The organism is Ectothiorhodosinus mongolicus, assembly GCF_022406875.1.
Taxonomy (GTDB): Bacteria; Pseudomonadota; Gammaproteobacteria; order Ectothiorhodospirales; family Ectothiorhodospiraceae; genus Ectothiorhodospira; species Ectothiorhodospira mongolica.
In genome coordinates this window covers 199448-225217 of sequence record NZ_CP023018.1, presented here as the reverse complement: position 1 = coordinate 225217, position 25770 = coordinate 199448, and the positions used below count along the sequence as shown (strand labels likewise).

Genomic DNA, 25770 nt, shown 5'->3' with positions numbered 1-25770 from the left:
CGTGTTGAACGTGTAGACTGTACCGTTAAAGCGAGGTCGATCGCGATTTTCGCCACCAAAAGCAAGGATTCCAATGATGGCCATGCATGCTGAAAACTTGGTATGGATTGATCTGGAGATGACGGGTTTGGATCCCCAGTCGGACTATATTATTGAGATCGCCACCATCGTCACCGATAAAGCCTTAAACATCTTGGCAGAAGGGCCGGTGATGGCAGTGCATCAAAGCGACGAAGTGCTGGATTCTATGGATGAATGGAATCAGAACACCCATGGTCAGTCCGGATTGATTCAGCGAGTGCGCGAGAGCGTGTTCACCGAAGTTGACGCCGAGCAAGCCACCATTCAGTTTCTTCAGCAATATGTACCGCCGCATGTCTCACCCATGTGCGGCAACAGTATTTGCCAGGATCGGCGCTTTTTAGCGCGCTGCATGCCTGAGCTGGAGGCCTTCTTCCATTACCGCAGTATTGATGTGAGTACGCTGAAAGAGCTGGCCAAGCGCTGGGCGCCCAATGTCGTGGCCAGTGTGGAAAAAGACAGCCGGCATGAGGCGCTAGCCGATATCCGCGACTCCATCGCTGAGCTGCGTCACTACCGTGAGTTTTTGCTTAAGGTGTGATCTTTAGCAGGGTCGGGATGCCGTCCAAAGCGGGGTCGGGCTTGGGGTAATCCAGGGTGTAATGCAGGCCGCGGCTTTCTTGGCGGCTGAGCGCGCTGCGGATGATGATCTCCGCCACCACAGCCAGATTGCGCAGCTCCAGAAGGTCATTGCTGATGCGAAAGTGGCTATAGTACTCATGAATTTCGCCGCGCAGCAGCTCGACGCGGCGCAAAGCCCGTTGCAGCCGTTTGGTGCTGCGCACAATGCCCACATAGTCCCACATAAAACGGCGCAGCTCATCCCAGTTATGGGACACCACCACCTCTTCATCGGAATCGGTGACGCGGCTTTCGTCCCAGGGCGGGATTGTGGTTTTGGGCAGAGGCGCTGGCGGATGCGCACTGATATGCTCTGCTGCGGCTCGAGCGAACACCAGGCACTCCAGCAGTGAGTTGCTGGCCATGCGATTGGCGCCATGCAGGCCGGTGTAGGCGACTTCACCGACGGCGTAAAGCCCTGGCAAGTCGGTGCGCGCATGCAAGTCGGTAGCGATGCCGCCGCAGGTGTAATGCGCCGCGGGCACCACCGGCAGCGGCTCTTGGGTCATATCAAAGCCATAGTCCAGGCAGCGTTGATAAATCATTGGGAAGTGCTGCTGAATAAACTCCGCCGGTTTGTGGGAGATGTCCAAATACATGCACTCGGCGCCCAGTCGCTTCATCTCATGATCAATGGCACGGGCGACGATATCGCGCGGGGCGAGCTCATCGCGTTCATCAAACTCGGGCATAAAGCGCGTGCCATCGGGGCGCAACAAGCGGCCGCCTTCACCACGCACCGCCTCAGAGATGAGAAAAGACTTGGCTTTGGGGTGGTACAAACAGGTGGGGTGGAACTGCATGAATTCCATATTGCCGATGCGACAGCCCGCCCGCCAAGCCATGGCAATGCCATCACCGGTGGCGCCATCGGGATTGCTGCTGTAGAGATAGGCTTTACTGGCACCGCCGGTGGCGAGCACCACGGCGGGTGCGGCAAACACATCGACCCGCTGCGCCTCTAAATCCAGCACGTAGGCGCCCGCACAGCGGTTCTCGCTCAGGCCCATCTTTTCGGTGGTGATGAGATCCACGGCGATATGGTGTTCAAATAGGCGGATATTGGGGTGCTGGCGGACGCGCTGCACCAAGGTGTTTTCCACAGCCTCACCGGTGGCGTCAGCGGCATGCACCACGCGCCGATGGCTGTGGCCACCCTCGCGCGTTAGATGCAGCTGCACCTTGCCTTCGGCATTGGTCTCTTGGGTGAATGGCACGCCCATATCCAGCAGCCAGGCAATCGCTGCAGGCCCGGCATCGACGGCAAAACGCACGGCCGGCTCATCGCATAGCCCGCCGCCCGCGGTCAGGGTGTCGCGTACATGTGCATCCAGTGAGTCTTGTTGATCCAATACCGCGGAGATGCCGCCCTGGGCATAGCGGGTGCTGCCTTCTGTGATCGGGCCTTTGCTCAGCACCATGACTTGTTGCGTCTCGGCTAAATGCAGCGCCAAGGTCAGGCCGGCCGCCCCACTGCCGATGATCAAAACATCGCCGTGGGTGGTGTTGCGCGGGGAGGAGTGTGTCGTCATGCCCGCCAGTGTAATGCAACTTGAGGCATTCTGATGCCTTGGGTTATGTTGGGGGCGATTTTTGTATCAACACCCGAACCAATTCAGGCAGTCACTGTCCATCACACTGGAGCAAGGGGAAGCGCTCCTTAAAGGGGGATAGCCCGAATGGGCAACAAGGCAAGTGATGAGGAGTTGGTCAGAAGTGTGCAAGCAGGCAATAAAGCGGCTTTCGACCTCCTGGTGCTCAAATACCAGCATCGGATCGTCAACCTCGTGTCACGCTATGTGCGTGATCAGGCCACGGCCATGGATGTGACCCAAGAAGCCTTTATTAAGGCCTACCGGGGCATTGCCCGCTTCCGTGGTGAGAGCCAGTTTTATACTTGGCTGTACCGCATTGCGATCAACACCGCTAAAAACTATCTGGTCTCAGAAGGCCGGCGTACGCCTGATTATGGGGTGGATGCGCAGGATGCGGAACAGATGGGCGGCGAATCCGCGTTAAAAGATTATGCAACCCCGGAAGGGGAATTGCTGTCTGAGGAAATAAGTCAGGCCGTGCAGGATGTGATCGCGCGCTTGCCCGAGGATTTACGGGTGGCGATTACCCTGCGAGAACTCGAGGGTTTGAGCTATGAGGAGATTGCGCAAACTATGGAGTGCCCCATTGGCACGGTGCGTTCGCGTATTTTTCGTGCTCGAGAAGCCATTGATAAAGTGTTACAGCCTTTGCTGAGCTAATGTTCAGAAAGTGAGAAGCGTATGAGTGTATCCAAAGAGGAACGGTTGTCAGCCCTGATAGACGGAGAGGCTGGGGCTTTTGAGCAGCGTCGGCTCATGGATGAGTTGCAGCATGATGCCGAGCTACGCGGGCGTTACAGCCGCTATCATCTCATGGGTGATGTGATGCGCGGCGCACGCTGGCAGGCCGATACCGATCTGTCTGCGCGGATTCAGGCCGCCATGGCTGATGAGCCGCTGGAGAAGGCGCCATTTTGGGTGCGCCAGCGCCGTCCTTTAAAGGCCGTGGGCGGGATCGGTGTGGCCGCCGGCGTTGCCTTGGCCATCTTAGTGGGTGTGCAGTTCACCACCACCTCTGTGGGGCCCGATTTGAGCCCGGTGGTCGCCACCGCGCCAACGACGCAGCCCGCAACCAGCGCACCCAGTGCCGCTGCGCAGCCAGTGGCCAGTGCGCCAGCAGGTCAGTTGCCTTGGCTGGGACAGGAGTCGCCAGCGTGGGCCAGCCCGCAGTATTCGCCGCTGACGCAACCAACGCTGACTTCGGGAGGCATCGATATCAATCATCAGCTTATCAATCGCTACATGCAAAACCATGCCGAGTCAACGATGGGTCGGGCGCCGGTAGCGGTTTCTGTGGGCGTGCCCGTTTCCGGTGGTAACTGAGTTGATGCGCCCCTTGCGTTGGAGCCTCTTTGGTCTGCTCATGGTTTTCTGGGCGGTACCTTTGATAGCGGCAGATGGGGAGGCTGATAGCCTCATAAAGCGCATGATGAATGCCGTTCAAGGGATTAATTATGAAGGGATATTTGTTTACATTCAGGACCATGGCGTGGAGACCATGCAGATCATGCATGGGGTCGATGATGGGGTTGTTCGCGAACGCTTGGTGACGCTTTCTGGTGATCCTCGGGAACTGGTGCGCGAAGGGGATGTTTTGCTGTGTATGCGAAGAGATAGCAGTGGTCCCTGCATGGAGCCGCGCAAGACTTTGCAAGGTTTGCCGGGGGTAGTGCCGATGCGCGAGTATGAAGCGCCGGTGCGCCGCTACTATCGAGTGCGATTGGGTGAGACCTGGCGGGTCGCCAATTGGCATTGCCGGGTGGTGCATATCCAGCCGCGCGACGAGCTGCGCTACGGACATCGTCTGTGTGTACACGAAGAATCTGGCATGTTGCTCAAATCGCAGCTACTCACTCCCGCCGGGCAAGTGCTCGAGCAGTTTATGTTCACCCAGCTGAGCTTTGCTGAGCACATTCCCGCGGAACGCTTTGCACCGACGCTGATGAGTGATCGTGGGGAGGTGATGCATTGGCAAGAGCCAGCAGCCGACGATAGGGTCGAGTCGATGCCGACCCAATGGCGGATACGCGAGTTGCCCCGTGGTTTTGAACTCACCCAGGCGACGCGTCGTCAAATGCCCGGCGAGACGCATCCGGTAGAGCATTTGTTGTTGTCGGATGGGATGGCATCGGTCTCGGTCTTCGTGGTTCAAGTCGATCAGCCGCGCGATTTATTGGTCGGCATGACCCGCGCCGGGGCGATGCATGCTTTGGCGAGGCCGCATGAGGACCATCAGATCACCATTTTGGGTGAGGTGCCGGCGGCAACGATGCAGATGATTGCCGAGAATATCTATCGGGAGAGCGCCGATGATTGAGGAAAAGGCTCGGGTAATCCGTGTCGAAGAGTCAGGGTTTGCTTGGGTGGAAACCCAGCGCCAGTCGACCTGCGGCAGCTGCAGTGTGGCCAAGGGTTGCGGCACTTCGGTGATCGCCAAAATGTTCAGTAACCGCCGCGCTATGGTGCGAGTGATCGACCCGGTAGGCGTGTCATTGGGTGATGAGGTGATGGTCGGTATTGAAGAATCAGCGCTGCTGCGCGGTTCACTACTGATTTATCTGTTGCCGTTGGTGTTCATGCTGTTGGCGGCGCTGTTGGCGCAGACAGCCGGTGTTCCGGAAGGCGGTGTGATCGCGTTGGGGGGTCTGGGTTTGCTGGCCGGGTTTGGCTTGTTGGCGCTGCAGAATCGCCGAATGCGGCAAGACCCACGTTATCAGCCAGTAGTGCTGCGTAGACTACCTCCGGTGATCCCGGTGGCGCCGGGTGTGCTGGCGCCTTAATGAATATTGGGAGAGAGTGAATTCTTTATGCGAGTGATGATAAAACAGGGATTACGGGTCAGCCAAATGTTGGCGTTGCTGCTGGCCATGGTTTGGGCAACGGCACAGGCCCAAGGTCTGCCGGACTTTGTGCCCTTGGTCGAGCGCTACAGCCCGGCGGTGGTGAATATCAGCACCACACGCAACGTGGCCGCTGATCTCCCGCAGGGTCATCCACCGCTGGGCATGTTGCCCGAGGGATTGCCTGAGGATGGGCCGTTTGGCGATCTATTGCGCCGCTTCTTTGGTGAAGGGGGCGGGGGGATGCCGCCGCAAGGCCGCGACAGCACCTCCTTGGGATCGGGCTTCATTATCTCCGCTGACGGCTATGTGGTGACCAATCACCATGTCATTGCCGATGCCGATGAGATTCAAGTGCGCCTCAGCGATCGACGGACTTACGACGCCGAACTGGTGGGTTCTGACCCCAGTACTGATGTCGCGCTGCTGCGCATTCAAGCGGATAATTTGCCGGTGCTGAGACTCGGCGATTCCTCGGATCTGAAAGTCGGTGAGTGGGTGTTGGCGATTGGTTCGCCTTTTGGCTTTGATCACTCGGTGACGGCAGGCATTGTGAGTGCCAAAGGTCGCAGCTTGCCCAGCGAGAATTATGTGCCGTTTATTCAAACCGATGTGGCGATTAATCCCGGTAACTCGGGCGGGCCCCTGTTTAACTTACAAGGTGAGGTGGTGGGAATTAACTCACAGATCTTTAGCCGCACTGGTGGTTTTATGGGTTTGTCTTTCGCCATTCCTATCGAAGTGGCGGCGGACGTGGTGGCCCAGCTCAAAGAAACGGGTTCGGTTGATCGGGGCTGGTTGGGTGTGATTATTCAAGAAGTCACGCGTGAGCTCGCCGAGTCTTTTGGTATGGACCGGCCTAGCGGCGCTTTGGTGGCACGCGTGCTGCCCGACAGCCCGGCTGAAAAGGCGGGTATTCAGGCTGGTGATGTGATCATGAAATTCAATGGTGAGGAAGTGCCTCGTTCTTCGGCCTTGCCGCCGATTGTTGGGCGCTCACCCATTGGCCAGGTGGCACAGGTGGATGTGCTGCGTGACGGTGAGGCACAAACCATCGGCGTGCGCATCGAAGCCCTACCGGATGACTCGCCGGTGGCCCGCGCTCAGCCGCAGCCGCCCAAGGCTGAGCCGACCCAGGTGGGCGCTTTAGGTATGACTCTGCAGCCCGTGCCAGATCAGCGCCGCGAGCAATTGGAGCTGCCTGAGGGCGGCGTGTTGGTCGCTGCGCTTGAGTCGGGTATTGCCAGTCGCGCCGGCATTCGGCGTGGCGATATTCTCTTGATGGTGAATAACCAAGCCTTGGAATCGCCGCAGCAGGCTAGCGATGTGCTGACCAAGCTGCCGGCCGGGCGTACCGCGCGGGTGCTGGTACAGCGCAGCCGTGGGCCGGTGTGGTTGGCCCTGGAAATCCCCGAATAGGGGTGGGCCATATGGGCGCTGAGCTGATTTTATACACCCGCGAGGGTTGCCATCTGTGTGAGCAAATGCAGCGGGAGCTGGTCATTCTTAAAGATTGGCCAGAGTTCCAGTTGCGCATCGTCGATATTGATGAAGATCCGGCATTGCGGGAGCGCTTCAACGAGAAGGTGCCGGTGCTGACCTTGGGTGAGGACATTATCTGCTGCCATCGCCTCGACCGCCACGGCCTGGCCGCCGCCTTACGACCCGACTGAGCACTGACGATTTAGGCGCTGGGCATTGCACGATGCAGTCGGTACAATGCGAGGCGCGAAATCCCCCTGACTCAGGACCCTCCGTTGGATCAAAGCCACATTCGTAATTTCTCGATTATTGCCCATATCGATCATGGCAAGTCGACGCTGGCTGATCGCTTCATCCAAGTCTGCGGTGGGCTAACACAACGCGAGATGTCGCAGCAGGTTCTGGATTCTATGGACTTGGAGCGCGAGCGGGGCATTACCATTAAGGCGCAAAGTGTCTCGCTGAAGTATCAGGCGCGCGATGGTGAGACTTATGAACTGAATTTTATCGACACGCCCGGGCATGTGGATTTCTCCTATGAGGTCTCGCGCTCTTTGTATGCCTGTGAGGGCGCGCTGTTGGTGGTGGATGCCTCACAAGGCGTCGAAGCGCAAAGCGTGGCCAATTGCTATACGGCGATTGAGCAAGACCTGGAAGTCGTTCCGGTCTTGAATAAGATTGATTTGCCGGCGGCTGATCCAGATCGGGTCTGTGAGGAGATTGAGGAGATCATTGGCATTGAGGCGCTCGATGCGGTGCGTGTCAGTGCCAAGACTGGCGAGGGTATACCGGACTTATTAGAGACTCTGATTGCGCGGATTCCGCCGCCGCTGGGTGATCCTGAGGCGCCGCTGCAGGCGCTCATTATCGATTCTTGGTTTGATAATTATCTCGGTGTGGTCGCCTTGGTACGCATCAAGCAGGGTACTTTGCGCAAGCGCCAGAAAATCACCATGATGTCCACCGGTCGCAGTCATCAAGTGGATCAGGTGGGAGTTTTTACGCCCAAGCCCACGCCCTGTGACAGCCTGAGTGTGGGTCAGGTGGGCTTTGTGGTGGGCACCATTAAAGACATCACTGGCGCCAAGGTGGGCGACACCATTACCGATACCTCGCATCCTGCTGATCAGGCGTTGCCTGGTTTTAAAGAAGTCCAGCCGCGGGTGTTTGCTGGGATTTTTCCGGTGAATGCCGATGAGTTTAATGATCTGCGCGAGGCTTTGGACAAGCTGCGTTTGAATGATGCATCGCTGCATTATGAGCCGGAGACCTCTCAGGCGCTGGGTTTTGGCTTTCGTTGCGGCTTTTTAGGCATGCTGCACATGGAGATCATCCAAGAGCGGCTGGAGCGTGAATACGATCTGGATTTGATTACCACGGCGCCCAGCGTGATTTACGAGGTGGAAACCACCTCCGGTGAGGTGGTCCAAATCCATAATCCGGCGCAGTTGCCGCCGGCCAACAGCATCAGCGAAGTGCGCGAACCGATTATTGCCACCAATATCTTGGTGCCGCAGGACTATGTGGGTGCGGTGATTACCCTGTGCGTTGAGAAGCGCGGTGTGCAGACGCGTATGCAATACATGGGTAAGCAGGTGGTGTTGGGGTACGACATGCCCATGTCCGAGGTGGTGCTGGATTTCTTTGACCGCTTGAAGTCGGTCAGCCGCGGTTATGCCTCGTTTGATTATGAGCTGAAGTGTTTCCAAGCCTCGCCGCTGGTGAAGGTGGATGTCTTGATTAATGGCGATCGAGTTGATGCCCTGTCGATCATTACCCACCGTGAACAGTCACAATCGCGCGGGCGTGAGCTCACTGAGCGCATGGCTGAGTTGATTCCGCGGCAGATGTTTGAGGTGGCGATTCAGGCGGCGATTGGCTCGAAGATTATTGCCCGCTCCAGCGTCAAGGCTCTGCGCAAGAATGTGACCGCCAAATGCTATGGGGGTGATGCCTCGCGTAAGCGCAAACTGCTGGAGAAGCAAAAAGCCGGCAAGAAGCGGATGAAGAATATCGGCCGCGTCGAAGTGCCGCAGGAAGCCTTTTTGGCGGTCTTACAAGTCGATGGGAAACACTAATGGCAGTGGATTTGGAATGGATTCTGGTGGTGGGTACTGGTTTGACCGGGGCCATTTGGTTGTTGGATCTCGCGGTTCTGCGTCGGCGTCGGCAGGCTAAGTTGGCGGCTGCAGGTCGCCAGGCGGCGCATGATCCTTGGTATGTGGAATACGCGCGCTCCTTCTTTCCCGTGTTGTTGGTGGTTTTGGTATTGCGCGGTTTTGTGGCCGAGCCGTTTCGCATTCCGTCTGGCTCGATGATGCCGACCTTGTTGGTCGGTGATTTTATTTTGGTGAGTAAGTTCAGCTACGGCGTGCATTTGCCAATCACGCGCACGCGGATCATCGAGACCGGTAGCCCTGAGCGGGGTGATGTGGCGGTATTCAAATATCCCCAAAATCCCCGAGAGGACTACATCAAGCGCATTGTGGGGCTGCCCGGTGATGTGATCGGGTTTTACGATAAGGCCCTGTATATCAACGGCGAGCCCATGCCCCAGGAACTGATTGAGAGTTATGTGGGCACGGGTTCTGGCGAGGGTATGAGCGGTGCTGATCTGATTATCGAACAGATTGGCGATAAACGCTTTGAGACCTTGGCGTGGCCGGGGCGGCGCGCAGTGGAGGGCGAGGTGCGGGTGCCCGAGGGTATGTATTTTGCGCTCGGTGATAATCGCGATAACAGCAATGACAGCCGTTTCTGGGGGTTTGTGCCTGAGGCCAATTTGGTGGGCCGGGCAACGCGGATCTGGATGCATTGGGATTTTGATGCCCGGGAAATGCAGTGGTCACGCATTGGCCAGCGCATTCAGTGAGCGTGGATGATGCCGGCTGAGGCCCCCTGGCGCCAGCGTTTGCCTGCGGGTGTGGCCGATAGCGCTTTACTCACTCAGGCGTTGACGCATCGCAGTGCTGCTGTTTTGCACAATGAACGCCTGGAGTTCCTCGGCGATAGTGTGCTCAACCAGGTCATCTCTGCGCAGCTCTACGATCAGTGCCCCGAGTCGCCTGAAGGCGATTTAAGCCGGCTGCGAGCCAGTTTGGTGAATCAGGATTCCCTGGCCGCTATTGCCCGTGGGCTCGGGCTGGGCGAGAGTTTGTTGCTGGGTGAGGGTGAGCGCAAAAGCGGCGGTAAGCGGCGCGATTCGATTCTAGCGGATGCCTTAGAGGCGGTCATAGGCGCGGTTTTTTTGCTGGCGGGGCACGCCGCAGCGCAGCGTTTTATTCTCGATTTGTATACCGAGCGTTTGGCGCAGTTACCCTCCGCTCAGAGCTTGAAAGACCCGAAGACTCAGTTGCAAGAATATCTACAAGACAGAGGGATAGAGATCCCTTTGTATAAAACACTTGAAGTTTTGGGACCAACGCATGCGCAGCAGTTTCGCGTCAGTTGTGCGATTGCCGCGCTGTCGCTGTCTCTTGAGGGTCAAGGGTCTAGCCGGCGGCGCGCCGAACAAGACGCGGCGGCTCGGGTATTAGCGCAGTTACAGCAGGAGACAGGCGCTCATGGCGCAAGCTGAGATGAGTTATTGCGGCCTGGCGGCGATTGTCGGGCGGCCAAATGTGGGTAAATCGACCCTGCTGAATCAGTTAGTGGGCGAGAAAATCGCCGCGACCAGCCGCAAAGCGCAGACCACACGCCACCGCATCCGCGGCATTATCACCGAGGCGCAGCGTCAGCTGGTGTTGGTGGATACGCCAGGGCTGGATCCGGATACCCCCAAGTTACTGGGGCGGGTATTGAATGAGACGGCGCGATCGGCTTTGGCCGATGTGGATGTGATTGTGTTTGTGGTGGAGGCGGATCGCTGGGAGGCCGGAGATGAAAATCTGGCGACTTTGATCGTGCCGCAAACACAGCCGGTGTTGGTGGTGATTAATAAAATCGATCGGCTCAAAGACAAAAGCCGCTTGCTGCCTTTTTTGCAGCGTTTGGGTGAGCGCTTACCTCAGGCGGAGTTTTTGCCGGTCAGTGCGCTGACGGCATCGGGCCTCGATCAGTTATTGCAGCGTTTGATGGCGTTATTACCGGAGGGGCCGATGTTGTTTCCCGAGGATGAAATCACCGATCGGCCACAGCGGTTTCGCGTCTCTGAGGTGATTCGTGAGGAGATCTTGGAGCGCCTCGGTCAAGAAGTGCCTTATGCCACAGCGGTGGAGGTCGAACAGTGGCAAGACAGCGGCCGCAGCCTGCATATTGGCGCGGTGATCTATGTCGAGCGGGATTCGCAAAAAGCTATTGTTTTGGGCAAGGGTGGGCGCATGATCAAAGCCATTGGCATGGGCGCGCGGCAGACTTTAGAGGCGATGTTGCAGCGCAAGGTGATGCTGAGTTTGCATGTGCGCTTGCGCGAGGGTTGGCAGCGGGATGTCGAGAGCATCCGGCGCATGGGCATTGATACCGGCACATGAGCGAGGAGCGCCAGGCCGAGGGTTATGTCTTGCACGCCCGCCGTTATCGCGAAAGCAGCCAGCTGTTGGAGCTGTTGACCGCTGAAGAGGGGCGTATGAGCGGTCTCTTGCGCCGCGGTCGCAGCGGCTCTGGCAGTGCGGCTCAGGCTTTCCTGCATTTGCAGGTCAATTGGCGCGCACGGGGTAGCCTAGCGACGCTCACGCGGTGCGAGGAGTTGGGGCGATTTACCTTGACCGGAGAGCGCGCGGTTTGTGGCCTATACGTCAATGAACTGTGTTTGAAGCTTTTGCCGCGGGATATGCCTTTGGCCGAGGTGTATGCGGCTTATGAGGCGTGTCTGGCGGGCCTGGCGGATGTGCAACAGCCCGTGGAACCCTTGTTGCGGCGCTTTGAGTGGCAGCTGCTGGTGCAGTTGGGCGAGGGTTTGGAGTTTATTGATGCCAGCGAGCTGGATGCGGCGGCCGCTTATATTTTGTTGCCGCAGGATGAGCTGCGCTTGGCGCTGGAAGCCGAGCGGGACTCGGCTTTTTGTATTCATGGAGCGACTTTGCAGGCTTTGGTGGCCGGGACGCTCGGCGATCGGGTGGCGCTGCGTGAGGCCAGGCGCCTGATGCGGGCGCTTCTGGATTATCATTTGGGCTCGAAAACCATTGTCTCGCGCCAACTCATTACTCGTATGCATCGGGAAAAACAGTCATGACATCGGCTTTATCAACGTTGCGCTTGGGCGTGAACATCGACCACATCGCCACTTTGCGGCAGGTGCGCCGCGCCCGCTATCCGGATTTGTTGGCGGCTGTGGCTTTGGTGGAAGAGGCGGGTGCCGACATCATTACTTTGCATTTGCGAGAAGATCGCCGCCATATTCAAGACGCCGATGTTTATGCCTTAAAGCCGTTTTTGCGTACGGCGATGAATCTGGAGATGGCGGCCACCATGGCGATGCATGCCATTGCCTTGGATGTGTTGCCTAGGGCTGTGTGTTTGGTGCCAGAGAGCCGCGAGGAATTGACTACTGAGGGTGGGCTGGATGTGATTACCCACGAGGCGCGGCTGCGGGAATTTTGTGCGGATTTGGCTGCGGCTGGCATAGAGGTGTCCTTGTTCATCGAGCCAGACGCCGCGCATCTGGAGGCGGCAGCGCGTATTGGCGCGCCGGTAGTGGAGCTGCATACGGGTGCTTATGCCAATGACGCTGTGGGCGCTGCGCGGGATCAGCATCTGGCGGGTATTGCTGAGGCAGCGCGGGTGGGTCAGTCATTGGGTTTGGTGATCAATGCCGGTCATGGCCTGGATTACGAGAACGTCGCGCCGATAGCAGCCTTACCCGAGATGCATGAACTAAATATTGGTCACGCGATAATCGCGCGTGCGGTGTTTGTGGGGATCGCTCAGGCGGTGCGTGAGATGCACGGCGCCATGGAGGCGGGGCGGGCAGCATGCCGATAATTGGCATTGGCACGGATTTGGTGCGCATTGAGCGCATCGAGCGCGCTCTAGAGCGCCATGGTGAGCGCTTTGCACAGCGTATCTTGCACCCGCAGGAATACGCGCAATGGCAGGAATCGGCCCAGCCCGCGGCACTTCTCGCCAAGCGCTTTGCCGCCAAGGAGGCTTTGGCCAAGGCCTTGGGTGTGGGCATTGGCGCCCAGCTCAGCCTGCATGACATCTGCGTCACCCATAGCGAGCTGGGCCGCCCAGAGCTGGCGCTCAGCGGCGCTGGCGCGGCCACCGCCGCCCGCCTTGGCGTCACCCGCTTGCACCTCAGCCTCTCGGATGAAGCCGACCACGCCCTCGCCTTCGTCGTAGCTGAATAAAAAAGGGGACGGATTTATTTTTCCTGAAAGAGCAGGAAAAATAAATCCGTCCCCTTTTTTAAAATAAATCCGTCCCCTTTTTTAACACGCCGGCGCTGCCGCGCAGGCGGTGCAGCAACGCGGCCAGCGCTTCGCGGGGGTAGTCGGGGTTTTCCAGAGCGGCGATGGTTTCGGCGAGCTCGGCCAGCCAGAGCTGCTCGAGGTCGGTGTCTGGCGATGCGGGCTGCGCGGTGAGCGCACTGCTATCCCAGCTGGGGAATAGAGCACGGAGTTCGGCCTGCAAGACCGAAGGGTCTAGGGGTTTGCTGAGCACGGCCGCGAACTCGGCCATATCTTCGGCTGCGCAAAGCTCAGGAGCACCGGTCACCGCGATGACCGGTGCGAGACATGCACGTTGGCGCAACTCAGAGCGCAACATCAGCCCGCTCATATCGGGCAGCTGCAGATCCAGCAGCACCAGATCAAAGCGCTGCTCGCGAATCAGCGATAACGCCTCTTCGCCACAAGAAGCTTGCACAATTTCGGCTTCTAGGGGCGCCAGAACCTGCAGGCCGTAATAGCGATGCAACTTAGAATCATCCACCAACAAAACGCGCTGCGGGTGCGTAGACCGCGGTGGGCTCTCGACTTCTATAGCCACGGGCAATGGCAGTCCAAGAGAAAACACGCTGCCTCGATCCGGTGGGGATACCAGCTTAATCGAGCCGCCCATCAATTCGGCCAAGCCTTTGACAATGGCCAGACCCAGGCCCGAGCCTTCAGACTTTGCCGCTGCCTCAGGGGTTTGGAAAAAAGGCTCAAAGATACGCTCGGCAAAAGCCTCAGGCACGCCGGGACCATCATCCTCCACCGCCAAATCCAGCCAGCCACCGGATTCAGATGAGTACTCAGCGCGCAAACGCACCTCACCACTTTGGGTAAAACGCGCGGCATTGTGCAGCACGTTGATCAGGATCTGCCGCAGTCGATCAGGATCGCCGACCAACCACTCAGGCACTTCCGCCGCGATATCGATATCCAGATGCACATGCGCGATACCGGGACGTTGCCATGCCCAATCGGCGGCCTGAGTGATCACCGAGCGTAGCTCAAAAGCGCGTTTTCGTGGCGCCAACACCTGCATTTCTAGGCGTGACCAGTCCAGCATGTCATTCACCAAAGCCAAGCCTGCTCGGCTGGCCTGCTCGATTGCCGCCGCCATCTCCCCGGACTCGGCATCCAAGCTCGGGCGCTTGGCCAGCAATTGCGCATACCCCAAGCTGGCGGTTAAAGGCGTGCGCAGCTCATGTGCTAACTTCGCCAGCAGTGAGATTTCGAAACCGTCCTTCGGCATGTATGATGGCCCCTGATTCTTCGGTGACGCAGTGATGAATTATCCCACGCTCGAACAATGTGTTGGCAATACCCCCTTGGTGCGCTTGCAGCGTATCCCAGGGCCAACCACGAATACCATCCTCGGCAAGCTGGAGGGCAATAACCCTGCCGGCTCGGTCAAGGACCGTCCGGCGCTGAACATGATTCAGTGTGCCGAGGCCCGCGGCGAGATCCAGCCCGGCGATACGCTGATCGAGGCCACCAGCGGCAATACTGGCATTGCGCTAGCGATGGCCGCAGCCATCAAAGGCTATCGCATGCTGTTGATCATGCCAGAGAACATGAGCCAAGAGCGCATCGCCACCATGAAGGCGTTTGGCGCAGAAATTATCCTCGTCACTCGCGAACAAAGTATGGAGGGCGCTCGCGATCTGGCGCAGCACATGCAAGCCGAGGGCCGCGGCAAAGTGCTGGATCAGTTTGCTAATGCCGATAATCCCGGCGCGCATTACCGCACCACCGGCCCTGAGCTATGGCGCGACACCCAAGGCACGATCACGCATTTTGTCAGCTCTATGGGCACCACTGGCACCATCATGGGCGTGTCAAAATACCTCAAAGAACAAAACCCCAACATTCAAATCGTCGGTGTGCAGCCCGCCGAGGGCGCCAGCATCCCCGGTATCCGGCGCTGGCCAGAGGCCTATTTGCCATCGATTTTTGACGCCAGTCGCGTTGATCGCGTGCTGGAGGTCAGCCAAAATGATGCCGAGACCATGATGCGCCGGCTGGCGGCAGAAGAGGGGATTTTCGCCGGTGTGTCCTCCGGCGGGTCCATGGCTGCGGCGCTGCGCATTAGCGCCGAGGTTGAGCATGCGGTGATTGCCTCCATCGTCTGCGATCGCGGCGATCGTTACATCTCCACAGGGGTTTATCCCGCATGAGTTTGAGCTTCGCGACACCGGTGATGGTGTTTGATATCGAGACCATCCCGGACATTGAGGGCGGTACGCGGTTGTATGACTTAAAAGGCCTAGAGCCGGCCGCCGCCGCCAAATCCATGTTTCAGATGCGCCTGCAAAAAACCGGTCGCGAGTTCTTACCGCACCATCTGCAACGTATTTGCGCCATCTCTGTGGTGCTGGCTACGCGCGAGCACATTAAGGTCTGGTCCTTGGGCGATGAGTCCTCTGACGAGGCCGAGCTGATTCAGCGTTTTTATGACGGTCTGGAGCGTTACAGCCCAACGCTGGTGACCTGGAATGGCGGCGGCTTTGACCTTCCGGTGCTGCACTACCGTACGCTGCGCCATGGTATCGCGGCGCCACGGTATTGGGAGATGGGTGATGAAGATAAAGCCTTTCGCTACAACAATTATCTGTCGCGCTACCACTGGCGTCATGTGGATTTAATGGATGTGCTGGCAGGTTTTTCGCCGCGCGCCAATGCGCCTTTGGATGAAATCGCTACCCTGCTGGGCTTTCCCGGAAAGATGGGCATGGATGGGTCGAAAGTCTGGGAAGCTTGGCTGGCGGGTGATCTTGCCGGGATTCGCGCTTATTGCGAGACCGATGTCCTCAATACTTATTTGGTTTATCTGCGCTTTGAAGCCATGCGCGGGCGTTTGGGGGAGGCGGCGCTCAGCGGCGAGTTACAGCGTCTCAAAGACTGGCTGGAGAATGCCGAAGGCGAACATTTTCAGCAGTTCCTGAAGTCCTGGCAGGGCTAGGCGTCAAGCATGGGTAGGCGTATTCCCCAAGAGCCGGTGGTTGCAACCATCGAGAACATGACGCCCGAAGGCCGCGGCGTCGCCCGTATCGACGGCAAAACCGTGTTCGTTGATGGCGCCTTGCCGGGCGAAACCGTGTCGTTTCGGTACACGCGTTGCCAGCGCCGCTATGATGAGGCGCGCACTGAAGAAGTGCTGCAAGCCAGCAGCGATCGCGTTGCCGCCGAATGTGCGCATTTTGGCATCTGCGGCGGGTGTTCATTACAACACATGAACGCCGGCGCGCAGTTGCGCATGAAACAACAAACCTTAAGAGACAATTTAGAACGCATTGGCAAAGTCAGCCCGGTGGAATGGGCCGAGCCCATCACCGCCCAGCCTTGGGGTTATCGCCGTAAAGCGCGTTTGGGCGTCAAATATGTGCCCAAGAAAGGCGGTGTGCTGGTGGGGTTTCGTGAGCGTTCCAGCCCCTATTTGGCCATGATTGAGCGCTGTCCCGTGCTACATCCCGGTGTTGGCGAGCGCATCATGAAGCTGCGCCAGCTGATGGATGGGCTAGAGGCCAAAGCGCGCATCCCGCAAATCGAGGTGGCGGTGGATGAAAGCGATCAGATTGCCTTGGTGTTTCGTAACCTTGATCCGCTGAGCACTCAAGATCAGCAGCAATTAACCGCATTTGCGCAGGCCGAGGGCCTGCAGGTGTACTTGCAGCCAGCAGGACCTGAGAGCGTGACGCCGCTGTGGCCGCAAATACCCCAGGAATTGGCCTATGGCCACCCCGAATTTGATGTCAGTCTCAAGTTTTCGCCGCTGGATTTTTTTCAGGTCAATAGCGCCATTAACCGCGCTATGGTGCCCCAGGCGATGGCTTGGCTGGATGTGCAGCCCGAGCATCGGGTCTTGGATCTGTTTTGTGGCCTTGGCAATTTCACCTTGCCGCTGGCGCGTCGCGCGCAAAGCGTTTTGGGCGTGGAGGGCGACGCCGCCATGGTAGCGCGCGCGGCCGACAATGCGCGCCTCAATGGCCTGAGTAATGTGCAATTTAAGGCAGCCGATCTCACCGATGCTGGAGCGCTAACCCATCTCACAAGCCATGGGTTTGAGCGCGTGCTGCTGGATCCGCCACGTCTCGGCGCCCTGGCCACCTTGCCGGCAGTGGCTGCTTCAGGGGCAGAGCGCTTGGTGTATGTGTCCTGTAACCCGGCGACGCTGGCGCGTGACGCCGAGCAACTGGTGCACACCCATGGCTATGTGCTTGAGCGTGCGGGCGTTATGGATATGTTCCCGCACACCGCGCATGTTGAGTCGATGGCGCTGTTTGTTAAAGGTCGCGCAAAAGCTCGTTGATGCCCACCTTGGAGCGGGTTTTCTCATCGACCTTTTTCACAATCACGGCACAATAAAGGCTGTACTTTCCGTCTTTAGAGGGCAGGTTGCCGGAGACTACGACCGAGCCAGCGGGGATGCGGCCATAGCTGATCTCACCGGTCTCGCGATCATAAATGCGCGTGCTTTGACCGATATAAACACCCATGGAGATCACCGAACCGGTTTCCACGATCACGCCTTCGACCACTTCCGAGCGAGCGCCGATAAAGCAATTGTCTTCGATGATGGTGGGTGAGGCTTGCAACGGCTCCAGCACGCCACCAATCCCCACGCCGCCAGAGAGGTGCACGTTTTTGCCGATTTGCGCGCAGGAGCCAACCGTGGCCCAGGTATCGACCATGGTGCCGCTATCTACGTAAGCGCCGATGTTGACGTAGGAGGGCATCAGCACCACGCCAGGAGCAATGTATGAGCCGCGGCGGGCGGTGGCTGGCGGCACAATGCGCACGCCGGATTCGCGCAGTTCACGGGAATTGGTGTCGGCCCATTTGGCATCGACCTTGTCATAGTAATTGGTGAAGCCACCTTTGATGAACTGATTGTCATTGATGCGAAAAGACAGCAATACCGCTTTTTTCAGCCACTCATTGACCACCCACTGATCATCGCGCTTTTCAGCGACCCGAGCTGTGCCGCGATCCAACATATCCAGTGCTTCCATCACCGCATCACGCAGTGCCGGTTCGGCATTACGCGGATTGATGTCCACCCGGTTTTCGAAAGCCTCTTCAATGCGTTGCTGAATATCGGTCATGCTCAATGCTCCAGAATCAATCAAACTTGAGGTCGCGAGTTTACAGGAATTGGCGCATGCGTTCTGCTGCGGCCACACATTCGCTTTCTTCGGCCACCAACGCCAGGCGCACAAAACCCGCGCCAGGGTCGCCTTCGGGCGTCGGGCGGGAGAGATAACTGCCGGGCAACACCACCACACCTTGTTGGCGATATAGCTCGCGGGTGAATTGTTCATCGCAGTCCGGCGTGCGCACCCAGTAATAAAATCCCGCTGGCGGTGCTTGCACTGGCAGCACCGTCTCGAGTAGTGGCTGCACGGCCTGAAACTTCGCCGTATAGCGCTGCCGGTTCTCGATCACATGAGCCTCGTCCTGCCAGGCGGCGATGCTGGCGGCCTGAGTGGGCGGGGCCATGGCGCAGCCATGATAGGTGCGATACAGGTGAAACGCCTCGATGAGCTGGGCATCACCCGCCACAAAGCCCGAACGCAGGCCCGGCAGATTGGAACGTTTGGATAGGCTGTGAAACACCAATAAGCGGCGAAAATCCGTCAGTCCCATGCGTGCGGCTACCCCCAAGAAGCCCTGGGGTGCTTCGCCGCCATAAATCTCGGCATAGCATTCATCGGCGGCAATCACGAAATCATGCTCCTGAGCCAAATCTAAGAGCTGTTGCATCATCGCCTCGGGCATGATGGCGCCGGCCGGGTTGCTGGGGCTACATACGTACAACAATTGACAGTCCTGCCAATCGGCAGCGGGGATGCTGTCCAGATCCGGTAAAAAACCCTGCTCGGCAAAGAGATTCATGAAGCGCGGCTGAGCGCCAGCGAGAATCGCTGCGCCTTCATAGATTTGGTAGAAGGGGTTGGGCATGAACACCAAGGGGCGCGGGCGGCTGGCATTGACGACACAGGGGGCGATGGCGAACAAAGCCTCGCGCGTGCCGTTCACTGGTAGCACTTGACTTTCGGCATCGATGCCTTGAGCCCCAAGTGCATAGCGCTGCATCAGCCAGTCGGCGATGGTTTCGCGCAGCTGCGGCACGCCGCGCGTCATCGGGTAGCGGCCAAGGCCCGTCAAGGAGTTGACCAGTGCTTGTTGCGCCACCTCGGGCGCTGGATGTTGCGGTTCGCCGATGCTCAGGCTAATCACCGGGCGATCATCGGGCGGCGCAATCCCGGCAAACAGACGGCGTAGGCGCTCGAAGGGATAGGGCTGTAGCTGTTGCAGACGCGGATTCATATCACGCGTTGACAACACTGGGGGCGGCAGGCATTTCTAGTGCCGCTACCAGCTTATCGCGAATCTGCGCCTGCTGTTGCGGGTCGCTAATGACCTCGCCCTCCAGATCGGTGACGTAGAACACGTCTTCTGCGGTCTCGCCGGCGGTGGCGATCTTGGCGTTGTGTACCCGCAGGCCACAATCGGTCAGCACCAAGCTGATTTTGGCCAGCAGTCCCGGGCGGTCTGCGGTGGTGACGTGTAATACTGTGCGCTGGCGCTGCGACTGGGCATCGAAATGCACATGGGTGGGCACATCAAAATGCTTCAATTGCCGCGGCTGGCTGCGCCGAATCGGCTTGGGCGCGCGCTGTGGGTCGGCGACGTGCTGATGCAAATAATCGACGATCTCCGCGGCGCGAAATGCTTGATGGATCACGCCGCCTGAGTCTTCAAGAACTAAGAAAGTGTTCAAACTGTAGCCCGTGGCTGTGGTGATAATGCGGGCATCGACGATATCCAATCCCAGTTGCATCAGCGCCGTAGTGGTCTGTGCAAACACATTGGGATGGTCGCGGGTATACAGGAAAATCTCTGTGCCGCCGCGCGCAGTCTCCTCGCGCACTTGCACCAAGGGTAGATCCGCCTCCTGCGCATCATGGATAGCCAGGGTATGCCAGACAATTTCATCGGCTGAGTGGCGCAAGAAGTAGTCGGCATCCAGCTGCGCCCACAAACCCAGACAGCTGGGCTCATCAATACCCCGCTGACGCAGGATGCTCAGCGCGTGCATTTGCACCTCACCCAAAAGCTCGTCTTGATCCGGTGGGTTTTCCAAGCCGCGGCGCAGCATCCGCAGAGTGGCATCATATAAATTTGAGAGCAGGGCGTTTTTCCAAGAGTTCCACATCTTTGGGTTGGTGCTGCGGATATCCGCCACGGTCAGCAGATACAGGTAGTTCAAGCGCATGGCATTGCCCATTTGCAGGGCAAACTCATGAATCACATCGGGATCTGAAATATCGCGGCGCTGCGCCGTGAGTGACATCAGCAGATGTGATTTCACCAGCCACGAGACCAAGTTGGCATCGTAAATCGATAAGCCATGGTCCATACAAAATCGCCGCGCATCCTCAGCGCCCAATTCCGAATGATCACCACCGCGGCCCTTGGCGATATCGTGAAACAGCCCGGCCAGCAACAAAAGCTCCGGCTTGGGCAGCAGGCGATAAATACGTGAGCACTCGGGGACTTCTTCGTTGTGTTCTGCAATCGCAAAACGCCGCAGATTACGAATCACCGTTAGGGTGTGCTCATCGACCGTATACACATGAAAAAGGTCGTACTGCATGCGTCCAACGATTTGGCCAAAAGCCGGTAGGTAGCGAGCCAGCACGCCATAGCGGTTCATGCGCCGCAGTTGTCGCGTGACGCCGTGTGGCTGGCGCAGAATTTCCATGAACAGGCTGCGACAGCCTAGGTCAGCGCGAAAAGCGTCATTGATGAGATCGCGGTGGGTACGGATCAGACGAATGGTGGATGCGCGAATGCCCTTGAGCTCCGGGTGTTGCTGTAACAGCAAAAAAACCTCGAGCAGCGCCGGTGGATAGCGCAAAAATACCTGGGGGTCGGTGACTTCAAGATAACCGCGGCGGGATTGAAAGCGGCGGTTGATGGGGATGATGTCATCGTCTTCCATGTCCAGCAAAATGGCCTCACGGAAGTGTTGCAGTAGCATTTCATTGAGGCGCTCTAGGCGGATGACATTGCGAAAATACTCTTGCATGAATTGCTCAACCGCGAGGTTATTATCCACATCGGTGAAGCCCAAAAGCGTCGCCATACGCCGCTGAAAATCAAACAATAAGCGGTCTTCCTTACGCCCGCTGAGCATGTGCAGGGCAAAGCGCACCCGCCATAAATAGGACTGGCCCGCCATGAGGTCTTCGTATTCCGCGAGGGTGAGAAATCCCTGAGAGACGAGTTTTTCAAAGGCGCCGCTGCCGAATTGGCGTTTGGTGACCCAGCCGATCATTTGGATATCACGCAGCCCGCCGGGGCTTTCCTTGATATTGGGCTCGAGGCGATAAGCGGTCTCGCCATAGCGCTGATGTCTGGCGGTTTGTTCTTCGAGTTTGGCGGCAAAAAAGGCCCGGCTATTCCACATATGTTGGGGTGCGATCAGGGCTTCCAAGCGCTCCAGCAGCTGCTTATTACCGGCCAGCGGCCGACATTCCACCAAGTTGGTGGCCACGGTGATATCCGCTGCTGCTTGGATCACGCATTCGTCGATGCTGCGGACGCTGTGGCCAGGTTGTAAATCCATATCCCAAAGCAGGGTGAAAAAGCGGCTAAGGCCCTCTTGGGCCGCCTCATCCAGCGAAATGTCATGCAAAATCAGAATATCGATGTCCGAGCCGGGATGCAGTTCACCGCGCCCATAGCCCCCCACGGCCACCAAGGCGACGCTGGTGTTGGCTTGCAAACCCAGCAGCTCCCACAGGGTGATCAGCAGTCTATCGGTAGTGAAAGCTTGCGCATGCACCAAGTCAGCGACATCACAGCCGTCATTAAAAGCTGTAGAGAGACACTCGCGTACCGTCGTTACGGCTTGGCTAAATGCAGCGACCTGAGGGTCTTGGCAGGCACGCAGCGTTGACTCGATGGCAGGCCAGTCCAGTCGATGGCGGATGCTCGGGGGTAGGGCGTGCAGGCGGGCGGACATCAGGCTGCGGGAACCTGTTCATCACTGCGCAGGGTCAGTACCTCACAGCCCGAATCTGTCACCAATACCGTATGCTCCCATTGCGCTGAGGGGCTGCGGTCCTTGGTGACTACGGTCCAACCATCGGCCAAAATTTTCGTGTGGCGCTTGCCGGCGTTAATCATGGGCTCGATGGTGAAAATCATGCCCGATTCTAACTGTAGGCCACTGCCGGCCTGACCAAAGTGCAGCACCTGCGGGTCTTCGTGGAAGGCGCGGCCAATGCCATGACCACAGTATTCACGCACCACGCTGCAGCGTTGTGCTTCAGCATAGCGCTGGATGACATGACCAATGTCGCCCAGATGCGCCCCGGCGCGCACCACTTGGATGCCGCGCCACAACGCTTCATGGGCAATATCCACCACCCGTCGCGCTTGAATCGAGGGCGTGCCGATCATGAACATGCGGCTGGTGTCGCCATGAAATCCCTCATGGATCACGGTGATGTCGACGTTGATGATGTCGCCGTCTTTCAGGGGGCGATCATCGGGGATGCCGTGACAGACTTGATGGTTGATCGAGGTGCATATGGATTTGGGGAAGCCGCGGTAGTTCAAGGGGGCAGGCGTGCAGCCTAGGGTTTGGGTGATGTAGTCGTGGCACCGCTCATCCAGCTGAGCTGTGGTTGCGCCCGCCTCTATAAAGGGTTCAATCATCTCCAGCACCTGCGCAGCCTTGCGGCAGGCAATGCGCATCTGCTCAATTTCTTCGGCGGTTTTGATGGTGACGGGCATGAGGCAAGGCCTTGGTCGGCGGCATGAGGCGTTTGTGGCAATAAGCCGGTTATGGTATAAAGCGCCCGCGTTGCTTGCAAACGCAAATTTAAATCCGCACATGCACCGTCACGGACAGCGGGGTGCCTCATGAGAATGGGGTTGCTGCTCTGGGGTGTATGGAGGCCCAACCCTTAACTAGGAGTTTACTCATGCCCAGCGTTACCATGCGCCAGATGCTCGAAGCCGGCGTGCATTTCGGTCACCAGACCCGTTACTGGAACCCGAAGATGAAGCCTTTCATTTTCGGTCACCGCAACAAAATCCACATCATCAACCTTGAACAGACCGTGCCGCATTTCAATGATGCGATCAACTATCTGGGCAAGATGGCCGCCAATGGCGGTAGCGTGATGTTTGTCGGCACCAAGCGCTCGGCGCGTGAATTGGTGGCGACTCATGCCGCTCGCTGCGAAATGCCTTATGTGAATCAGCGTTGGCTGGGCGGCATGCTCACCAATTTTAAGACCGTGCGTGAGTCCATTCGCCGCCTAAAAGATCTTGAAGCGATGGTGGCCGACGGCACGATGCAGCGCTTGGCCAAGAAAGAGGCCTTGATGCGTACCCGTGAGATGGAAAAACTCGAGCGCAGCTTGGGCGGTATTAAAGATATGCCGCGCTTACCTGATGCTTTGTTTGTCATCGACGTGGGCTATGAAAAAATCGCCATCAACGAAGCCAATAAACTGGGTATTCCGGTGGTGGCCGTTGTGGATTCGAATAATTCTCCGGATGGCGTTGATTACGTTATCCCTGGCAATGACGACGCGATGCGGGCGATTGAGCTTTATGTGACGGCCGTGGCTGACGCGATTTTGGAAGGCCGTCAAGTGGCACGCGCCAGCTCAGCCAAGGAATTTGCTGAGGTGGATGAAGCCGCGGCAGCAGAAAAGCCTAAGGCTCGTGCCAAGAGCAGCAAGTCCGAAGCCGAGGTGACCGAAAAGCCTAAGCGCAAGGTCGCCGAAAAACCGGCTGAAGCTGAAACCGTTGTGGCCGACGAAGCAGTAGCTACGGAGGCCACTGAGGCGGCGGCTGTAGAAGTCAGCGAGACCGAAGCAAAACCGGCTGCGAAGGCCAAGGCACCAGCCAAAGCCAAAGCACCGGCGAAAGCCAAGGCGCCGGCTAAGGCGCCTGCCAAGAAAGCCGCCAGCAAGAAAGACGCAGCCGCTGCCGACGATAGCGCGTCGGAAGACAGCCAGGCTTAATCGTATGAGTGCGCTGCCGGGGGCATTGTCCCCGGCTGGCTGCGCTCGAACCCGTACCAAGATTTTCAGGAGTCAGTAATGCAAATTTCAGCGAGCATGGTCAAAGAGCTGCGCGAGAGAACCGGCGCCGGCATGATGGAATGCAAAAAAGCCCTCAGCGAAGCCGGTGGCGATATGGAAGCCGCGGTTGAGGCGATGCGCAAATCCGGTGCGGCCAAGGCCGTAAAGAAGGCCGGCCGTGTGGCGGCTGAAGGTCAGATTGTCGTCAAGTTAAGTGCTGATGCCAAGCAGGGCGTCATCTTAGAGGTCAACTGCGAAACTGATTTCGTCGCCAAAGACGAGAACTTCCAGCAGTTTGCCCAAGCAATTACCGCAGATGCTTTGACCCATCAGCCTGCCGATGTTGAGGCACTGATGGCGCTGAGCAGCGCCTCCGGCAGTTGGGAAGAACAGCGCGCCACCTTGATCGCCAAGATCGGTGAAAACGTGCAAGTGCGTCGCTTTGAGTCGATGAGTGCTGGTGCCGGACATTTGGCCGCCTATTTGCACGGTGGTCGTATTGGTGTCTTGATCGAGGTGGAAGGGGGCGACGAAAGCTTGGCTAAAGATCTGGCCATGCATATCGCGGCCAGCCGCCCGGTGTGTGTCAATGCCGATGATGTGCCTCAGGAGTTGCTCGAGCAGGAAAAAGCCATTTTCCGTGCCCAGGCTGAAGAGAGCGGCAAGCCCGCGGAGATCGTTGAGAAGATGGTGACGGGGCGGATAAGCAAGTATTTGGCCGAGGTGACCTTATTGGGTCAGGCGTTTGTGAAGAATCCAGATCAGAGCGTCGCCGATCTGCTTAAATCTTCTGGTGCCAGCGTCAAGCGCTTCGTGCGTTATGAAGTGGGCGAGGGGATTGAGAAGAAAGTAGAGAATTTTGCCGAAGAAGTCATGGCGCAAGCCAAGGGCGCTTAAGGTAAACTAGGCGGGATTTTTTCACGACAACAAGGCTAAGCCATGACCCCTGATAAGGCGCCCATCTTCAAACGCATTCTCCTAAAGCTCAGTGGAGAGGCATTGATGGGGGATCAAGGGTATGGCATCTGCCCAGATGTATTAACCCGCGTCGCTCGCGAAGTTGGCGAGCTGAGTTCTAAGGGCGTTGAAGTCGCCATTGTTATCGGCGGCGGCAATATCTTTCGCGGCGCCGGTATGGCTCAGGGTGGTATGGACCGCGTTACCGCCGATCATATGGGCATGTTGGCCACGGTAATGAACGGCCTGGCGATTCAAGATGCGCTAGAGCGGCTCGGTAAATTCTGCCGGGTGATGTCGGCGCTGAAAATCAACCAAGTTTGTGAAGATTACATCCGCCGCCGCGCCGTTCGGCATTTAGAGAAAGGCCGAATCGTGGTGTTCGCAGCGGGTACCGGCAATCCGTTTTTTACCACCGATACCGCCGCCAGCTTGCGCGCCATTGAAATGAACGCGGATGTGATGATTAAGGCTACCAAAGTGGATGGGGTTTATGATTCGGATCCCAAACTCAATGCTAATGCGCAGCGCTTTGAGCGCCTCACCTATGATGATGTATTGAACCGCCGCCTTGAGGTGATGGATACCACGGCGATTGTCATGTGCCGCGACAATCACATGCCTCTGCGGGTCATCAATATCTTCCGCGAAGGGGAATTGATGCGCCTGGTGACCGGCGAATCGGTGGGCACGTTGATCGAAAGGGGATGAT

25 protein-coding genes and 1 pseudogene are annotated in these 25770 nt (G+C 57.9%); 20 read left to right on the top strand and 6 right to left on the bottom strand.

Features of this window, described 5'->3' with window-relative positions:
- Positions 1-76: 76 nt before the first annotated feature.
- Positions 77-622: an oligoribonuclease gene (gene orn, locus CKX93_RS00875; protein WP_076754412.1), complete on the top strand. Its 546-nt coding sequence runs from the start codon at positions 77-79 to the stop codon at positions 620-622.
- Here orn and nadB read toward each other — a convergent pair.
- Positions 612-2234: an L-aspartate oxidase gene (gene nadB, locus CKX93_RS00870; protein WP_076754410.1), complete on the bottom strand. Its 1623-nt coding sequence runs from the start codon at positions 2232-2234 to the stop codon at positions 612-614. The genes orn and nadB overlap by 11 nt on opposite strands.
- Positions 2235-2381: 147 nt before the next feature.
- On the opposite strand from nadB, the gene rpoE reads away from it, so the two are divergent.
- The 13 genes from rpoE (at position 2382) to acpS (ending at position 12906) form a co-directional block, all read left to right on the top strand.
- The gene (rpoE, locus tag CKX93_RS00865) at positions 2382-2957 is read left to right on the top strand and encodes an RNA polymerase sigma factor RpoE (RefSeq protein WP_076754408.1); all 576 of its coding nucleotides are present in this window, start codon (positions 2382-2384) and stop codon (positions 2955-2957) included.
- A 21-nt stretch (positions 2958-2978) separates the two neighbouring features.
- On the top strand, positions 2979-3620 hold the full coding sequence (locus CKX93_RS00860) for a sigma-E factor negative regulatory protein (RefSeq protein ID WP_076754407.1): 642 nt from the start codon (positions 2979-2981) through the stop codon (positions 3618-3620).
- Between the two features lie 4 nt (positions 3621-3624).
- A complete protein-coding gene (locus CKX93_RS00855; RefSeq protein WP_084178585.1) occupies positions 3625-4614 on the top strand; it encodes a MucB/RseB C-terminal domain-containing protein in 990 nt (329 codons plus the stop codon).
- On the top strand, positions 4607-5077 hold the full coding sequence (locus CKX93_RS00850; protein ID WP_076754405.1) for a SoxR reducing system RseC family protein: 471 nt from the start codon (positions 4607-4609) through the stop codon (positions 5075-5077). Before CKX93_RS00855 ends, CKX93_RS00850 begins: the two co-directional genes overlap by 8 nt.
- A 27-nt stretch (positions 5078-5104) precedes the next feature.
- The gene (locus CKX93_RS00845) at positions 5105-6556 is read left to right on the top strand and encodes a DegQ family serine endoprotease (RefSeq protein ID WP_084178584.1); all 1452 of its coding nucleotides are present in this window, start codon (positions 5105-5107) and stop codon (positions 6554-6556) included.
- Positions 6557-6567: 11 nt separating this feature from the next.
- Positions 6568-6810, top strand: coding sequence for a glutaredoxin family protein (locus tag CKX93_RS00840; protein ID WP_076754402.1), 243 nt, complete (start codon positions 6568-6570; stop codon positions 6808-6810).
- Between the two features lie 84 nt (positions 6811-6894).
- Positions 6895-8697, top strand: a complete 1803-nt coding sequence (gene lepA, locus CKX93_RS00835) for a translation elongation factor 4 (protein ID WP_076754400.1) — start codon at positions 6895-6897, stop codon at positions 8695-8697.
- Positions 8697-9491, top strand: a complete 795-nt coding sequence (lepB, locus tag CKX93_RS00830) for a signal peptidase I (RefSeq protein ID WP_076754399.1) — start codon at positions 8697-8699, stop codon at positions 9489-9491. Before lepA ends, lepB begins: the two co-directional genes overlap by 1 nt.
- Before the next feature lie 6 nt (positions 9492-9497).
- On the top strand, positions 9498-10196 hold the full coding sequence (gene rnc, locus CKX93_RS00825) for a ribonuclease III (RefSeq protein WP_200799800.1): 699 nt from the start codon (positions 9498-9500) through the stop codon (positions 10194-10196).
- Positions 10183-11088, top strand: a complete 906-nt coding sequence (gene era / locus CKX93_RS00820) for a GTPase Era (protein ID WP_076754397.1) — start codon at positions 10183-10185, stop codon at positions 11086-11088. Before rnc ends, era begins: the two co-directional genes overlap by 14 nt.
- Complete coding sequence (recO, locus tag CKX93_RS00815) at positions 11085-11789, top strand: DNA repair protein RecO (RefSeq protein WP_076754395.1); 705 nt, start codon at positions 11085-11087, stop codon at positions 11787-11789. The genes era and recO overlap by 4 nt, the downstream gene beginning before the upstream one ends.
- Complete coding sequence (locus tag CKX93_RS00810; RefSeq protein WP_076754394.1) at positions 11786-12538, top strand: pyridoxine 5'-phosphate synthase; 753 nt, start codon at positions 11786-11788, stop codon at positions 12536-12538. Before recO ends, CKX93_RS00810 begins: the two co-directional genes overlap by 4 nt.
- The gene (gene acpS, locus CKX93_RS00805) at positions 12529-12906 is read left to right on the top strand and encodes a holo-ACP synthase (protein WP_076754392.1); all 378 of its coding nucleotides are present in this window, start codon (positions 12529-12531) and stop codon (positions 12904-12906) included. The genes CKX93_RS00810 and acpS overlap by 10 nt, the downstream gene beginning before the upstream one ends.
- Positions 12907-12964: 58 nt before the next feature.
- Here acpS and CKX93_RS00800 read toward each other — a convergent pair whose 3' ends face one another.
- A complete protein-coding gene (locus tag CKX93_RS00800) occupies positions 12965-14239 on the bottom strand; it encodes an ATP-binding response regulator (protein ID WP_076754390.1) in 1275 nt (424 codons plus the stop codon).
- A 34-nt stretch (positions 14240-14273) separates the two neighbouring features.
- Between CKX93_RS00800 and cysM the strand changes: the two genes are divergently transcribed.
- From cysM to rlmD, 3 genes are read left to right on the top strand one after another with little or no spacing between them, the layout of a single operon-like run.
- Complete coding sequence (gene cysM, locus CKX93_RS00795; RefSeq protein WP_076754389.1) at positions 14274-15164, top strand: cysteine synthase CysM; 891 nt, start codon at positions 14274-14276, stop codon at positions 15162-15164.
- Positions 15161-15949 carry a 3'-5' exonuclease gene (locus CKX93_RS00790; RefSeq protein WP_234982768.1) on the top strand — a complete coding sequence of 263 codons (789 nt, stop codon included), beginning with the start codon at positions 15161-15163 and terminating at the stop codon, positions 15947-15949. Before cysM ends, CKX93_RS00790 begins: the two co-directional genes overlap by 4 nt.
- 9 nt (positions 15950-15958) lie before the next feature.
- On the top strand, positions 15959-17296 hold the full coding sequence (rlmD, locus tag CKX93_RS00785; RefSeq protein ID WP_076754387.1) for a 23S rRNA (uracil(1939)-C(5))-methyltransferase RlmD: 1338 nt from the start codon (positions 15959-15961) through the stop codon (positions 17294-17296).
- Here rlmD and dapD read toward each other — a convergent pair.
- The 4 genes from dapD to map are packed head-to-tail and all read right to left on the bottom strand — an operon-like array spanning position 17271 to position 22797.
- Positions 17271-18092, bottom strand: a complete 822-nt coding sequence (gene dapD, locus CKX93_RS00780) for a 2,3,4,5-tetrahydropyridine-2,6-dicarboxylate N-succinyltransferase (protein ID WP_076754386.1) — start codon at positions 18090-18092, stop codon at positions 17271-17273. The genes rlmD and dapD overlap by 26 nt on opposite strands.
- A gap of 40 nt (positions 18093-18132) precedes the next feature.
- Complete coding sequence (gene dapC / locus CKX93_RS00775; RefSeq protein ID WP_076754384.1) at positions 18133-19317, bottom strand: succinyldiaminopimelate transaminase; 1185 nt, start codon at positions 19315-19317, stop codon at positions 18133-18135.
- Between the two features lies 1 nt (position 19318).
- Entirely contained in the window at positions 19319-22021 is a 2703-nt protein-coding gene (gene glnD / locus CKX93_RS00770; RefSeq protein ID WP_076754382.1) for a [protein-PII] uridylyltransferase, read from the bottom strand.
- Entirely contained in the window at positions 22021-22797 is a 777-nt protein-coding gene (map, locus tag CKX93_RS00765) for a type I methionyl aminopeptidase (protein WP_076754380.1), read from the bottom strand. Before map ends, glnD begins: the two co-directional genes overlap by 1 nt.
- A 191-nt stretch (positions 22798-22988) precedes the next feature.
- Here map and rpsB point away from each other — a divergent pair.
- From rpsB to pyrH, 3 genes and pseudogenes are all read left to right on the top strand, one after another.
- Positions 22989-23744, top strand: a pseudogene (gene rpsB / locus CKX93_RS00760) (30S ribosomal protein S2); the annotation flags it as partial.
- Between the two features lie 375 nt (positions 23745-24119).
- On the top strand, positions 24120-24998 hold the full coding sequence (gene tsf / locus CKX93_RS00755) for a translation elongation factor Ts (RefSeq protein ID WP_076754379.1): 879 nt from the start codon (positions 24120-24122) through the stop codon (positions 24996-24998).
- 42 nt (positions 24999-25040) lie between these two features.
- Positions 25041-25769, top strand: coding sequence for a UMP kinase (gene pyrH / locus CKX93_RS00750; protein ID WP_076754377.1), 729 nt, complete (start codon positions 25041-25043; stop codon positions 25767-25769).
- The last annotated feature ends 1 nt before the right edge of the window (position 25770 follow it).

Bases quoted from the DNA above. Each gene is read 5' to 3' on its own strand.
- orn (WP_076754412.1), top strand. From the start codon at position 77: ATGGCCATGCATGCTGAAAACTTGGTATGGATTGATCTGGAGATGACG.
- nadB (WP_076754410.1), bottom strand. From the start codon at position 2,234: ATGACGACACACTCCTCCCCGCGCAACACCACCCACGGCGATGTTTTG.
- rpoE (WP_076754408.1), top strand. From the start codon at position 2,382: ATGGGCAACAAGGCAAGTGATGAGGAGTTGGTCAGAAGTGTGCAAGCA.
- CKX93_RS00860 (WP_076754407.1), top strand. From the start codon at position 2,979: ATGAGTGTATCCAAAGAGGAACGGTTGTCAGCCCTGATAGACGGAGAG.
- CKX93_RS00855 (WP_084178585.1), top strand. From the start codon at position 3,625: ATGCGCCCCTTGCGTTGGAGCCTCTTTGGTCTGCTCATGGTTTTCTGG.
- CKX93_RS00850 (WP_076754405.1), top strand. From the start codon at position 4,607: ATGATTGAGGAAAAGGCTCGGGTAATCCGTGTCGAAGAGTCAGGGTTT.
- CKX93_RS00845 (WP_084178584.1), top strand. From the start codon at position 5,105: ATGCGAGTGATGATAAAACAGGGATTACGGGTCAGCCAAATGTTGGCG.
- CKX93_RS00840 (WP_076754402.1), top strand. From the start codon at position 6,568: ATGGGCGCTGAGCTGATTTTATACACCCGCGAGGGTTGCCATCTGTGT.
- lepB (WP_076754399.1), top strand. From the start codon at position 8,697: ATGGCAGTGGATTTGGAATGGATTCTGGTGGTGGGTACTGGTTTGACC.
- rnc (WP_200799800.1), top strand. From the start codon at position 9,498: ATGATGCCGGCTGAGGCCCCCTGGCGCCAGCGTTTGCCTGCGGGTGTG.
- era (WP_076754397.1), top strand. From the start codon at position 10,183: ATGGCGCAAGCTGAGATGAGTTATTGCGGCCTGGCGGCGATTGTCGGG.
- recO (WP_076754395.1), top strand. From the start codon at position 11,085: ATGAGCGAGGAGCGCCAGGCCGAGGGTTATGTCTTGCACGCCCGCCGT.
- CKX93_RS00810 (WP_076754394.1), top strand. From the start codon at position 11,786: ATGACATCGGCTTTATCAACGTTGCGCTTGGGCGTGAACATCGACCAC.
- acpS (WP_076754392.1), top strand. From the start codon at position 12,529: ATGCCGATAATTGGCATTGGCACGGATTTGGTGCGCATTGAGCGCATC.
- CKX93_RS00800 (WP_076754390.1), bottom strand. From the start codon at position 14,239: ATGCCGAAGGACGGTTTCGAAATCTCACTGCTGGCGAAGTTAGCACAT.
- cysM (WP_076754389.1), top strand. From the start codon at position 14,274: ATGAATTATCCCACGCTCGAACAATGTGTTGGCAATACCCCCTTGGTG.
- CKX93_RS00790 (WP_234982768.1), top strand. From the start codon at position 15,161: ATGAGTTTGAGCTTCGCGACACCGGTGATGGTGTTTGATATCGAGACC.
- rlmD (WP_076754387.1), top strand. From the start codon at position 15,959: ATGGGTAGGCGTATTCCCCAAGAGCCGGTGGTTGCAACCATCGAGAAC.
- dapD (WP_076754386.1), bottom strand. From the start codon at position 18,092: ATGACCGATATTCAGCAACGCATTGAAGAGGCTTTCGAAAACCGGGTG.
- dapC (WP_076754384.1), bottom strand. From the start codon at position 19,317: ATGAATCCGCGTCTGCAACAGCTACAGCCCTATCCCTTCGAGCGCCTA.
- glnD (WP_076754382.1), bottom strand. From the start codon at position 22,021: ATGTCCGCCCGCCTGCACGCCCTACCCCCGAGCATCCGCCATCGACTG.
- map (WP_076754380.1), bottom strand. From the start codon at position 22,797: ATGCCCGTCACCATCAAAACCGCCGAAGAAATTGAGCAGATGCGCATT.
- tsf (WP_076754379.1), top strand. From the start codon at position 24,120: ATGCAAATTTCAGCGAGCATGGTCAAAGAGCTGCGCGAGAGAACCGGC.
- pyrH (WP_076754377.1), top strand. From the start codon at position 25,041: ATGACCCCTGATAAGGCGCCCATCTTCAAACGCATTCTCCTAAAGCTC.